The 12,406-nt window shown below is 36.7% G+C and carries 10 protein-coding genes and 1 pseudogene; 4 read left to right on the top strand and 7 right to left on the bottom strand.

The genetic code is table 11. The features are described from left to right. Window positions 1-106: integrase core domain-containing protein (locus A2003_RS04235; RefSeq protein WP_286686850.1), on the top strand; the 106-nt coding region annotated here is incomplete at its 5' end. 714 nt (window positions 107-820) lie between these two features. On the opposite strand, the gene A2003_RS04230 is transcribed toward A2003_RS04235, so the two are convergent. From A2003_RS04230 to A2003_RS04220, 3 genes are all read right to left on the bottom strand, one after another. After that, window positions 821-2,320 (bottom strand): cation:proton antiporter, encoded by a 1,500-nt coding sequence (locus A2003_RS04230; RefSeq protein ID WP_004963555.1) that lies wholly within the window; start codon window positions 2,318-2,320, stop codon window positions 821-823. 244 nt (window positions 2,321-2,564) lie between these two features. Next, the gene (gene ypfJ / locus A2003_RS04225) at window positions 2,565-3,455 is read right to left on the bottom strand and encodes a KPN_02809 family neutral zinc metallopeptidase (protein ID WP_004963557.1); all 891 of its coding nucleotides are present in this window, start codon (window positions 3,453-3,455) and stop codon (window positions 2,565-2,567) included. A gap of 37 nt (window positions 3,456-3,492) precedes the next feature. Beyond that, entirely contained in the window at window positions 3,493-4,416 is a 924-nt protein-coding gene (locus tag A2003_RS04220; RefSeq protein ID WP_004963560.1) for a DUF808 domain-containing protein, read from the bottom strand. Between the two features lie 163 nt (window positions 4,417-4,579). Between A2003_RS04220 and trpS the strand changes: the two genes are divergently transcribed. From trpS to A2003_RS04205, 3 genes are all read left to right on the top strand, one after another. After that, window positions 4,580-5,593 (top strand): tryptophan--tRNA ligase, encoded by a 1,014-nt coding sequence (trpS, locus tag A2003_RS04215; RefSeq protein WP_004908319.1) that lies wholly within the window; start codon window positions 4,580-4,582, stop codon window positions 5,591-5,593. A 417-nt stretch (window positions 5,594-6,010) separates the two neighbouring features. Further along, window positions 6,011-6,655: a YqiJ family protein gene (locus tag A2003_RS04210; protein ID WP_004950838.1), complete on the top strand. Its 645-nt coding sequence runs from the start codon at window positions 6,011-6,013 to the stop codon at window positions 6,653-6,655. A 34-nt stretch (window positions 6,656-6,689) separates the two neighbouring features. Further along, window positions 6,690-8,402 (top strand): flotillin family protein, encoded by a 1,713-nt coding sequence (locus A2003_RS04205; protein WP_005402206.1) that lies wholly within the window; start codon window positions 6,690-6,692, stop codon window positions 8,400-8,402. Between the two features lie 41 nt (window positions 8,403-8,443). On the opposite strand, the gene pgaD is transcribed toward A2003_RS04205, so the two are convergent. From pgaD to A2003_RS04185, 4 genes and pseudogenes are all read right to left on the bottom strand, one after another. Then, the gene (gene pgaD, locus A2003_RS04200; protein WP_004908327.1) at window positions 8,444-8,923 is read right to left on the bottom strand and encodes a poly-beta-1,6-N-acetyl-D-glucosamine biosynthesis protein PgaD; all 480 of its coding nucleotides are present in this window, start codon (window positions 8,921-8,923) and stop codon (window positions 8,444-8,446) included. Beyond that, window positions 8,910-10,184 (bottom strand): poly-beta-1,6-N-acetyl-D-glucosamine synthase, encoded by a 1,275-nt coding sequence (pgaC, locus tag A2003_RS04195; RefSeq protein ID WP_005402204.1) that lies wholly within the window; start codon window positions 10,182-10,184, stop codon window positions 8,910-8,912. Before pgaC ends, pgaD begins: the two co-directional genes overlap by 14 nt. Before the next feature lie 2 nt (window positions 10,185-10,186). Then, a complete protein-coding gene (gene pgaB / locus A2003_RS04190; protein ID WP_005402203.1) occupies window positions 10,187-12,022 on the bottom strand; it encodes a poly-beta-1,6-N-acetyl-D-glucosamine N-deacetylase PgaB in 1,836 nt (611 codons plus the stop codon). Continuing rightward, window positions 12,022-12,406 (bottom strand): annotated as a pseudogene (locus A2003_RS04185) (poly-beta-1,6 N-acetyl-D-glucosamine export porin PgaA); the annotation flags it as partial. The gene pgaB and the pseudogene A2003_RS04185, both read right to left, overlap by 1 nt.

Genomic DNA, 12,406 nt, shown 5'->3' with positions numbered 1-12,406 from the left:
TACTTTGGATGAAGTACAAGATTATGCAACAAACTGGTTGTGGCATTACAACCATGAAAGACCACATCAAGCTAACAAAGGAAAGCCACCTCTAATGGCTGCTTAACCTCTACTTTTAACTTCGGTTATTTATGGGAGGATTACCGTAGTACTTTCCATTGTAGTAGAAAGTGTTTTATGGCTTTCCTTAGAAATAATTTGAATTTCAGACATTTTGGCTATTCCTCTGATTATTTAATAATTTTTGTGTATGTATATTCGTCAAGTTTAATAATCATTTCCCATACCTCTTAGAATCTAAATTAAGATCATTTTTTGTTAAATATATCACAAAAAAAATTTACAAAAATGACAGGACATTTTGATTAAAAAGTCAAAAACCGTTAAATCAAACTTTAAATAATTAAAAAAAATACACTTGTGAATTAATTTGTTAAATATTATTAACAATTGTTAAACCGGCTTTTCTCTTAAGGTTAACTCAACACATTAAAAAAAAATATATTAACTAAAAGTATAATATTTTAACTATTTACAGATCAGTAAATTAAGTAACAAAATTTAAAATTGACTAATAACAATCAGTTATTCAGCAGACCAATAATTACTTTCATTAAAATCGTATTTTCCATAGAAAATGTCAATTTATGGATAAAAAATAAGCAAAATTTTTCAAGAGCTTAGCCATAAACCCTATTGAAATTATTCTGTTTTTATCTCGTTAGGGACTAACAAAACTTACATATTAAAAAAAACTTATTATCGTATAAACACAAATAAACAAGTTCAAATCTAGAACTACATAACCATGCAATGTATTTTAGAAATTATTCGGATTCTGCAATTGTTCAACTTCTTTTTCTTTTTCTGGATGATAGATTTCTGTTTTTGTATCTTCAGACTTTTTATTGGTTATTAGCTCAGGGTTATAGATTTTAATGATTTCCTTTCCATCTTGGTCTTCTGTGACCACATACTTAAAACCACGGCGATTCATTTTATGACATAAGCGTTGGTAAGCACCTTTTACACCATTTCTCTCCTCATTGGGATTGTAATAAAATGCATTCATTACTGCGGGTAAACCTAAACCACAAACAACGCCAGACAGCAGAACACTAATGAATGTGTAACCAATTAAAATACTACTATAAGGACTTAAAGCAGGAATGTTTGCTACAGCGAGTATTAATGCCAATGAGATTCCACCTCGAACACCTCCCCAAGAAAGAATAGTTAAACTACCGTTATAACTTTTGTTCTTAAAAGAGGGAAAAAGCCTGAACGCCGCAAAATTCGCTGCGAATCGAGAGAGATGCAGAATTAAAAAGGCAAATATTCCGCCGATGATCAAGTTTGCACTTAGATCTAAGATAAAAAGCTCTAAGCCAATTAGAGTAAACAAGAACGAGTTAATAATCCCTTCGACGGTATGCCAAAAATGATTTACCTCCCTGATTTCGCGTTGTTCTCGGATCTCCTGCCACTTATTACCAACGATCAAGCCGCCAATCACACATGCAATCGGTGCTGAAGCATGTGCAAATAGTGCAACTAAATATGAACCACTGGCTAGTAAAGCAGTTGTAAGAATCAAAGATTCCATCTCATGCTTACCTTTTAGTAGCCGTAAAATCCCAAGTCCAAATGCAAATCCTATAAGCACTGCAACAAGAATTTCGTAGATTAGTGTTTCAATCGTACTGATAAGTGAAAAATGCTCGCCACGAATAACGTTGAGTAATGTCATGAATAACGCAATACACATCGCATCATTAAATAATGATTCGCCTTCTAGTTTTACAATCAAATGATGCGGTGCTCGAATGGAACTTAAGACCCCTTTAATCCCTATAGGATCTGTTGCACCTAATGCAGCACCTAATAGCAGCAATACAGAAATCGGTACTGGATAACCAACTAACCATTGGAATACATAAAGTAATCCAGCATAAATCATCGCGCAAAGTACTAGCGCAATGGTGGCAAGAATGCTGATCGGTTTCCAATAATTTTGTAGGTCAGAAATTTTGAACTTTAAAGCTGATGATGTAAGAATGAAACAAATCACACCATTAATTAGAAAATCATAAAAGTCGATATCACGTACTGCGGATTCAATATTGTGAATATTGATTTCAACAAATTGGTTCCCGTTTAAAAGACTGGCACCCCATTGTAATAAAAATACAAAGATAGCTGAGACAATCGGCACCCCAATTGCTTGTGGGAAACCGAGTACACGTTTGTTGAAAATAGTGGTTGCAATTGAGAGAGTAAAAACTGCTGTCAAAGCTTGTAAGAGAAAAAAATTACCCATACCACCTCTTTTTTCATCACCTTCAGATTTAGCTCATTCAGTGCTCAGACTCTCGCCATAATGCGTACAATATAAATGCATAAGGCATCACCTCATCAGAAGTTCACTTCTTTTTCTTTCTTTTTCTAAACCTTATAGTTTAGCTAGGAAATTACTCCATCAGCTAAACATTGTTATTTTAATCGAGCGAAACGATATATCGGTATAAATTTCGTATGAAAATCAACAATAAATAAAATTCAGACTATTTAAAAGTATTACATTGATTGATATCACCTGTGGTGTATCCCAACTCAAACCATTGCATACGTTGTTCGCTTGTACCATGAGTAAAGCTATCTGGTACAACTTGACCTGTTGCTTTTCTTTGTAAGTAATCATCACCAATTTTTTCAGCAGCATCCATTGCCTCTGCGATATCACCCTGTTCGAGAAATTGTGTTCTTTGTTGATTTTGATTCGCCCAAATACCAGCGAAACAATCTGCTTGAAGTTCTAAGCGAACTGAAAGTTGATTTCCTTCTACTTGGCTGGATTGCGCACGAGCCTGCTGCACTTTTCCTGAGATACCAAGTAGGTTCTGAATATGATGTCCAACCTCATGTGCTATGACATAAGCTTGTGCAAAATCCCCAGCTTGATCTTGACGTGACAATTCTGTTTGATTTTGCTCACCAGAAATACCCATTTGTTGGCGCATATCTTTAAAGAAAGAAGTATCGATATAAACCTTTTGGTCTGCTGGGCAATAAAAGGGACCCATTGCCGATTGCGCAGTACCGCAACCTGACTTCACTACCCCACTAAATAAAACTAGTCGAGGTGGCTTATAAGTCATGCCTAATTGTTGAAAAATTGGCGTCCATGTATCTTCTGTATCAGCTAATACCGTACCCACAAACTCACTTGCTTCTTTTTGTTCTAAAGTCAGATTTTGCGGTGCTTCGGCTGTTGATGTTGTTTCACTGGTAACAGCTTGTGTTGCTTGGTAAGCTTGCTGAGGATCAACACCAAAAAACTTCCAAGCAATAAATGCAACCACTAAACCGATGATACTAATACCACCAGCTTTAACACCGCCACCACCACGACGATCTTCCACATTGGTACTTACACGACGCCCTTTCCAACGCATGACTACCTCTCTTTATTATAATGATGACGGTTTCTTTTTATTTAGATGCTTTTGACCAAACTTTTTGTATTAGCCCGACAACAATTAATACAATAGCACCCGCGATAAATCCAATACCCAAGTTAATTAATGTTGGTGTTAATGCACCAATGATTGAACCAAAACTTGGGATTAACTCCAAATGATCAACAGTTTCTTCCGTAAAATGGTGTAATAAAGGAATCGTGTGTGTAATGATGCCACCACCGACTAAAAACATTGCTACTGTACCAACGACAGACAATGTTTTCATCAGAATCGGAGCAAAAGCCAGTAAACCACGACCTACTTTATTTTTAAATTCTGAAGCTTGTTGAGTTAAATACAACCCTAAATCATCAATTTTGACAATCATCGCTACAAAACCATAAACACCAATTGTCATGGCAATCGCAATAACACTCAATACAGATACTTTAGTCATAAATGCGGCTGTCGCAACAGTACCCAACGAAATCACAACAATTTCAGCAGATAGAATAAAATCTGTACGTATTGCACCTTTGACTTTTTCTTTTTCAAATTTTGCTAAATCAACCTCTATTGCTTCTAGATCAGCACTTGCTTCTTCGGCAGTTTTTGCTTTTTTGTGATGTAGCATGTGTACTACTTTTTCTACACCTTCATAACAAAGGAACAGACCACCAATCATCAATAATGGATTAATAAGCCAAGGTGCAACTACGCTAATTAACAATGCTAATGGAACAAGAATGAGTTTATTAACAAATGAGCCTTTTGCTACGCTCCACACAACTGGTAATTCTCGGTCAGAGCGAACACCACTCACCTGTTGAGCGTTTAAAGCTAAATCATCACCTAATACGCCAGCTGTTTTTTTTGCTGCCATTTTACTCATTACAGCAACATCATCTAAAATTGTTGCAATATCATCAAGTAATAGTAATAAACCACTCGCCATTTTTATTTCCTAGTTTGTATTTATCTCGCTATTGTAGATTTACTCAATAAATTCACAACATTATTTTCATAAAAGTTTGTTCAATCGCTGACGAAATTTTTTTATTTCCCGTACAATAAGGTCAATTTTATATTTATGAAATCACTGAAACTTGGAACATATCATGAGTAATGCTGATCAACGTCCAATCATTTTGACTGGCGACCGCCCTACTGGACAACTTCATTTAGGTCATTTTGTCGGTTCATTGCGTTCTCGTGTTGGTTTACAAGACAGTCATCATCAACACTTATTACTTGCTGATGCTCAAGCTTTGACTGATAACGCAGATAATCCTGATAAAGTACGAAATAATATTCTTCAAGTTGCTTTAGATTATCTTGCCGTTGGAATTGATCCAACTAAAACAACGATTTGCGTTCAATCATGTTTACCAGCCCTCAATGAGCTGACCATGCTTTACCTCAACTTCGTTACGGTTGCTCGCTTAGAACGTAATCCAACAATTAAATCTGAAATTCAGATGCGCGGTTTTGAGCGTGATATTCCTGCTGGTTTTTTATGCTATCCAGTTGCTCAAGCAGCGGATATTACGGCATTTAAAGCAACGGTTGTACCAGTAGGTGAAGACCAAATTCCAATGATTGAACAAACCAATGAAATTGTTCGTCGTGTAAATCGTCAAATTGGACATGACCTCCTACCTGAATGCAAAGCATTATTATCGAACATGGGACGTTTACCTGGATTTGATGGTAAGGCAAAAATGTCAAAGTCTTTAGGTAATACTATTGTTTTAAATGCTTCTGATAAAGACATTAAAAAAGCTGTCAATGCGATGTACACCGATCCAAATCACTTGCGTATTGAAGATCCAGGTCAAGTTGAAGGAAATATCGTATTCACTTATTTAGATGCATTTGATCCAAACAAAGAAGAAGTTGAAGAATTAAAAGCACATTATCGTCGTGGTGGTTTAGGTGATGGTACAGTTAAAAAACGCTTAGAAGGTATTCTAAAGGAACTCATCACTCCAATCCGTGAACGTCGTGCTGAACTTGAAAAAGATCCAGACTATATTATGGATATTCTTAAGCATGGTACTGACAAATGTCGAGATATCACGCAACAAACTTTAGATGAAGTAAAAAGTGGATTAGGTTTATTTAAATTCTAATTACAATACTTTTACCATAAAAACAGCCCATTTTTTGGGCTATTTTTATTTAAGCTTTTGATTTAAGTTTATTTTAGGAACTTTAACCCGAACCCAATAACTAACAAATTTTGTCACTTATTAACACTTGATAACACTCGTTAACACGAATATCTATGAACACAGTCAAGTTTTTTATTAGTATAGCCAAGTAGGTTAGATAACACTAATCTCATGACATTTCTCCTTTCAACCGAAACTGTTTTACAGATTCGTTGTTCAACGCAATGACAACCCCAATCATTGCGTTTTTTTTGCTTTAAATATTTAGCTTGGAATTTGATTGAATTTTATGCTCGATACAATTAATCTTATAAATAATTAGTTTTTATAATTTTTTTAAAAAAATTTTTCCAAAAGAAAAAAGAGTATATACAAATGATATGGGATTTATTAATACACCCTTCCAACATTGTTTTTAGCGTTTCTTTATTGCTATGTCTATGTATAGGTGTATTGGAATTGATTTTATTAATGTTTGGGGGAAGCAGCAGCTTCATCGATCAATTTCTTCCCGATAGTTTGACTGACGTTGATCACGCTGATGTTTCAATGGATCATGCAGATAACCTTTTCACTCAGTTTTTAGAATGGCTGTATCTTGGAAAAGTACCTTTACTAGTTTGGTTGATTATTTTCCTAACTGTTTATTCACTCACTGGTTTAATTATTCAAGATGTTTTTTTCAATTTTACTGAACACTATCTATCTGCTTGGATCATTGCACCTGCCTGTCTTTTTCTATGTATGCCACTCGTTCGTGTTGCAGCAAAACTCATTTCCAAAATTATTCCTAAAGATGAAACAACTGCAATTCATAGTGATGATCTGATTGGTCGTACTGCCAAAATTATATTGGGTGAGGCAAAGCCTAATTCTCCTGCCCAAGCAAAAGTGAAAGATCAATTTGGACAAATGCACTATGTTTTAGTGGAACCAGAATTAGATGTTGTTTTTACTCAAGGTCAAGATGTGATTTTAACTCAAAGAACCAAAATTGGCTTTCAGGCTATTTCCGCTTAATTTTTCTTAATATAAATGATATGAGGGTGTTTTAATGTTCAATTCAGCATTGACTGAAATTTTAATTATTACAGGTGTAATTTTCGCAGCACTGATATTTATCGGTATCGTCATTGCTCGTTTATATACTCGTTCAAGCAAAGAAGTTTCATTCGTAAGAACTGGTTTCGGTGGAGAAAAAGTCATCTTGAATGGAGGTGCGATTGTGCTTCCTGTATTGCATGAAATCATCCCCGTCAATATGAACACATTGCGTCTAGAAGTAAAACGTGCAGCTGACCAAGCTTTGATTACACGTGACCGTATGCGTGTAGATGTAATGGCAGAATTCTACGTTCGCGTTAAACCTACAGGTGAATCCATTGCGACTGCAGCACAAACCTTAGGTCGGAAAACCATGTCTCCACAGGAGTTAAAAGATTTAGTCGAAGGTAAATTTGTCGACTCTTTACGTGCTGTAGCCGCGGAAATGGCAATGGAAGAACTGCATGAAAAGCGTGTCGACTTTGTACAAAAAGTTCAACAGGTGGTTTCTGAAGATTTATCTAAAAACGGTTTAGAACTTGAAACCGTTTCATTGACAGGTTTAGATCAAACTGGTTTTGAATATTTCAATCCACAAAATGCTTTTGATGCTGAAGGCTTAACTAAACTTACAGAAACAATCGAAGACCGTCGTAAGAAGCGTAATGATATTGAACAGGATGCTGATTTAGCGATTCGTGCTAAAAATCTTGAAGCAGAGCGTGCGCGCCTTGAGATTTCTCGTGAAGAAGAATATGCAAAACTGCAACAAGAACGCGAAATTTCGATTCGTAAAGCAGAACAACATGCTGAAATTGCTTCTCAAGAAGCAGGTAAAAAGCGTGAAGCCGAAGAAGCTCGTATTGCTGCTGAACGTGAAGTTGAACTTAAACGTATCGCTTCTGCTCGTGATGTAGAAAACGAAAATATCCAAAAAGCTCAACTTATTCAAAAAGCACAAGTTGAACAGAAAAAAACTATCGAACTCGCAGAGCAAGATCGTGCAATTGCTATCGCTGAAAAATCACGTGCCGAATCTGAAGCTAAAGCTCAAGCTGACAAAGCCAGAGCTGAGGCTGTAAAAGCTGAAGAAGAAGTCGTCACGGTGCGAGAAACTCAAAGAGCAGAACGTCAAAAAGCTGTCGAGCTTGTAGCAGCCAAACAAACTGCTGAAAAAGAAGCGATTGCGATTACTGTGGCAGCTGATGCAGGTAAAAAAGCTGCAGCAGATGAAGCAGAAGCTGTTCGAATTGCTGCAGAAGCTGAAGCCGAAAAAATACGCTTAAAGGCAAAAGGTGAAGCTGATGCTAAGGTACTTCTCGCACAAGCTCTCGAAAAGCAATATCAAGTAGATGCTGAAGGTACACGTGCAGTGAATGAGGCAGCCAATGTTCTTTCTGCAGAGCAAGTGGAGATGCAAGTTCGTTTAGCCTTACTCAAACATTTACCAGATATTATTCGTGAAAGCGTTAAACCAATGGAGAATATTGACGATATCAAGATTCTACAGGTGAATGGTTTAAATGGTTTTGCTGGTGGTACTACATCAGGTGAAACCACTGAAAATGGTCAAACATCTTTGTCTGATCAGGTTGTGAATAGTGCCCTACGCTACCGTTCTCAAGCGCCTTTGATCGATAGCTTAATGAATGAATTAGGCCTACAAGGTGGTGATATTAACGGCCTTACCAACACTTTAAAATCTCAAAATAAATTAGATTGATAAGAATAGGTCAAAAATAAACGCGGTCTTGACCGCGTTTTTTATTGTTTTTCAGCCAGCTCAAAATTGGTTAATCTTCCTTCCTGATCATAATGCAGGGTGACATTCTTAGCATCTCTTAAGGCATTCATTTGTTCGGTATTTAACTCGAAACTCTGTGCCAATTGATCAACAGAAATATTTTTCGGAAAGGATCTTCTTTCTTTATTATAAAAACGAAACCAATTATAGGTCGCCCAAATAATTAAAGTCAGGATGAACAACATGATTGAAATGATTAAATAAAGGATATCAATCGATTGCTCTGGTATATTCATCACGAATAATTGTTCATATACACTGAAACCTTGGAAAATCCATAATAATGCAGTGATTAATGGCATAAAAATCCATATCCAAAGCAACCAACCTAAAAAAAACAATCCATAGCCAGCCGTTTTGTTTCTGACATAACGAGGTTCATCAATGTACTGAGGAATTTCCAATTGTGTAAGGTCATAGACCATTTTAAAGTTTGACATGATCTTGCCCCTCTCTAAATCCACGATCAGGACTTACCCAACGTGCACGTTTTGGTTTTTTAAATATGGTTTTTGGCAATGCGATCGCGGTTGTGATGGTCATTAATACCCAGAAAAATAATGGATACCAGATAACCCAAAAATATGTCCGTAAGGTTCGACTATTGTCATATTGGCGATCGATCATCAAACTCACTAAAAACTGTATAAGGCAGGTCGTACCTAAAACAATCCCATACCAGTTAGGCAATACGGTAGTAACCGCCCATTGTTCAGGTAATTCTATAAATAATCCAATCACATAAAGAAGAATGATAGCAGTCATTACATAAACCCAAATCACGCTGATAATTGCTTCAAAAACGACTGGCCACATGCGTCTTAAACGCCATTTAAATAACTTCGGTACATAAGCAAATAAGACTTCGATACCACCTTGCGCCCAACGTAGGCGTTGTTGCCACAATCCTTTAAAGGTTTCAGGCATATAGATATAACAAAGTGCTTTTGGTACATACTGTAAGTCCCAATGATCGAACTGGAGCCGCCATGAGACATCAATATCTTCTGTGATCATGTCATCACGCCAATAACCAATTCGATCTAGTGCTGTTTTTCTAAAACCTGCAATCACCCCTGATACCGTAAAAATCCGCCCATAAGTACGTTGTGCACGTTTAATCAATCCAATGATTGAAGAGAACTCACCCACTTGAATTTTTCCCAACACACTTGAACGGTTAATAATGCGTGGATTACCAGTTACTGCACCGACTCTCGGATAGTGTGTTAGATGATTCATCATCCAAAAAACGGCATGAGGATGCAGTAAAGCATCGCCATCAATGCAAATTAGAAACTCATGCTGGCTGACCATCGCACCTGCTCTCAAGGCATATGCTTTGCCCTGATTTTCTGCCAAATGCACCACACGTAGTTTTGGATAGTGCAACGCAAGTTCATCTAAAATCTCTGCGGTTTTATCCGTACTTCCATCATTTATAGCAATCACCTCAAAATCAGGATATTGGCTTTGCATAGCGAACTTGATGGTTTCTCGAATTTGTTCTTCTTCATTAAAACAAGGAATGATAATGCTACAACTTTCTTGACTAGGTTCAGGGAAAACCGTTTGCCGAAATTCACGTTTGAAATAAAACCAAATTCCACCCGCCATCCAAAGCCAAGCCATTAATAAAGGAAATAAAAATGCAAAGCCAAAAAATAAGTCGCTTAAAGAAATATCTGAAAAAAATTCCATAATTAGCGCCCTCCTTGTTTCAACACATAAGGATTGCGATAGCTGAGCGGACTACCATTTAAGCTCAACTCACGATAAAGATATTGATGAATCGTAGCCCCATAAGAAAGCTGATAATTATCTACACCAATTTTTTGAACACCTTGTCTTTTTAATTGCTGATAGATTTTCTGATATTTCTTCCAATCATAAGAAGAAGCTTGATTATCGATCTGCAAACTAATGATCAAATGTTGTTTTTCACGTTCAGTTAAAGTCGATAAAACTTTATCTAGCTCATTTATATTATTTTTTGATTGATTCGAATCTAAAGCGATATACAGAAAATCAGCATGATCAGGAATCAACTGCAGTAACTTTTGTAGCCCACCCCACTGGGCTCCCTTGTAACTAAATTTTAGTGCTGTCTGATAATTTGTACTGACATTGACGTAATAATTTGCTTTCAATTTAGTCTTATTTTTGATCGCCAATACATCATTGATTTTCTTCTGACAAATGTGATCCCAATCTCGCTGACTAATTGCACAGTGTAATGTGTTATCTGTTTCAATCATCAAACCCGTGATGGAACTATTATTTTTGACTAAATCTGCAGTTAACTCTGACAAGTCGTAACCTTGTTGAGTTTCTAAACTCAGAGGAAGTTCTGCATAAACTTTATTTGCAATCCGTGTACGTGCTTGCCAGACCACCCGATTTAATAAATCCGCTTTCATCGGTAAACTACGATTAGGAAAATAAGCAACATCAATTTTTCCATCATCATTCTGATCTTCAACAACGGTCAGCAATAAATTATTCGACTTAAAAGCTCCAACCTGATCCAATAATTGACCTAATCGCTGTTCAGAATTTCCATTATCTTTTACCAGTTCAGCTAAATTAAAACGCAAAAAACTCTTACGTTGCTTATAAGGTGCATGCCGATCCAATACAAAATCTTGCATTTCAGCGTAAATTTGAGCTGGTATTGGATTATCAATGATCAAAGCACGTTGATAAGTCCCAAATAAATCTGCTGTGTTTAACTCACTACCTAGGCTAAATGACAACGGTAAACCTACCATACTCGCCAATTCCTCGGTTTCTTTGGTCACAGCTCCATAAGGCCAAAAGATTGCGCGAGTATTAGTACCTAGCTCTTTATCTAAAATTTGCTTAGATTGTAGCAAGTCATTCAAGACTCGACGTCTAAAGGCTTCATCAGTCTCATAACTTTCAGACTGAGGAAAATATTGCCGAGTAATTGCTGCGAACTCTAGATTTTTTTGAGGGTTTGCGGCAATACCGTAATGTAAATTGTCACTATGAGATCCAAACTCCACCAAGCCAGAAGCTTGCATTTCTCGCATTTGCTGCCATGTCATCAAATTACTTGTACCATATGCCTCAATAGCATCTTTGGTATTGCCGTTAATCCAACTGGTTGGTATTGCAAATACAGCAGGGATTTTATGTAGTTTTAATAATGGAAAAATATGTGTGTATGCACTCGATACACCATCATCAACGGTTAATAACAACGCTCTCTCAGGAAGAGCTTTTCCTGCATTACGCGCTTGCCAAACATCCTCTAATCGTATCGGTTGCCATTTATTATCTTTAATCCATTGTAAAAATTGCGCAAAATTTTGACTGCTAATCGCATAATAATCACGATCACCTTTTGCTGCGACATCATCACGAACATCATGAAATGTCAGCGTCACAAATTGATTAGCTTTAGAGCTCGTTTGTGCGGATTCGGAAACTGCCTTATCGATAGGTTGTGCAAACAGATTGAATGACATTGCACTTATACACGCCAATAAGCAGAAAGGAGATTTTATATTCATTAGAACCTTCCTTCGAAGCCCAAAATGGCATACGTTTTGTCTTCGTGCTCACCGTCATAAGGATGAGATCCCCACCCTACGCCATAATTTAGATACCAAACACGTGAAATTCGCCAATCATGGCGATACAAAAAGTTATAAACGGGCTGATGGGCAAAATCTTTTTGCTTAAAAGTACCCAGAGTCAGCTCAAAATGCTGTTTAAAGTCACGCTCATATTCACGCCATGTCAACCAATCATGTTGCAGATTTAACTCGATGCTATGGCTAGATACAGGGTTAAAATAATCAACTTGCACAGCTTTATTTCTTCCGTAATATCCAGTAACAGTCGCTGTGCTTGTGTGTTGTGGTGATTGAAAAAATTGCTGACTGAAATATGCC

Origin of the sequence: Acinetobacter sp. GWC1_38_13 (assembly GCF_001767535.1) — a bacterium.
Lineage (GTDB): Bacteria > Pseudomonadota > Gammaproteobacteria > Pseudomonadales > Moraxellaceae > Acinetobacter > Acinetobacter junii.
The sequence above is the reverse complement of the archived record's forward strand: the minus strand, read 5'-3'. Positions and strand labels throughout refer to the sequence as shown.

What these genes read in the sequence shown, in the direction of transcription:
- pgaB (WP_005402203.1), bottom strand. Translation starts at nt 12,022, where the DNA reads ATGAATATAAAATCTCCTTTCTGCTTATTGGCGTGTATAAGTGCAATG.
- A2003_RS04220 (WP_004963560.1), bottom strand. Translation starts at nt 4,416, where the DNA reads ATGGCGAGTGGTTTATTACTATTACTTGATGATATTGCAACAATTTTA.
- pgaD (WP_004908327.1), bottom strand. Translation starts at nt 8,923, where the DNA reads ATGTCAAACTTTAAAATGGTCTATGACCTTACACAATTGGAAATTCCT.
- trpS (WP_004908319.1), top strand. Translation starts at nt 4,580, where the DNA reads ATGAGTAATGCTGATCAACGTCCAATCATTTTGACTGGCGACCGCCCT.
- A2003_RS04210 (WP_004950838.1), top strand. Translation starts at nt 6,011, where the DNA reads ATGATATGGGATTTATTAATACACCCTTCCAACATTGTTTTTAGCGTT.
- A2003_RS04205 (WP_005402206.1), top strand. Translation starts at nt 6,690, where the DNA reads ATGTTCAATTCAGCATTGACTGAAATTTTAATTATTACAGGTGTAATT.
- A2003_RS04230 (WP_004963555.1), bottom strand. Translation starts at nt 2,320, where the DNA reads ATGGGTAATTTTTTTCTCTTACAAGCTTTGACAGCAGTTTTTACTCTC.
- ypfJ (WP_004963557.1), bottom strand. Translation starts at nt 3,455, where the DNA reads ATGCGTTGGAAAGGGCGTCGTGTAAGTACCAATGTGGAAGATCGTCGT.
- pgaC (WP_005402204.1), bottom strand. Translation starts at nt 10,184, where the DNA reads ATGGAATTTTTTTCAGATATTTCTTTAAGCGACTTATTTTTTGGCTTT.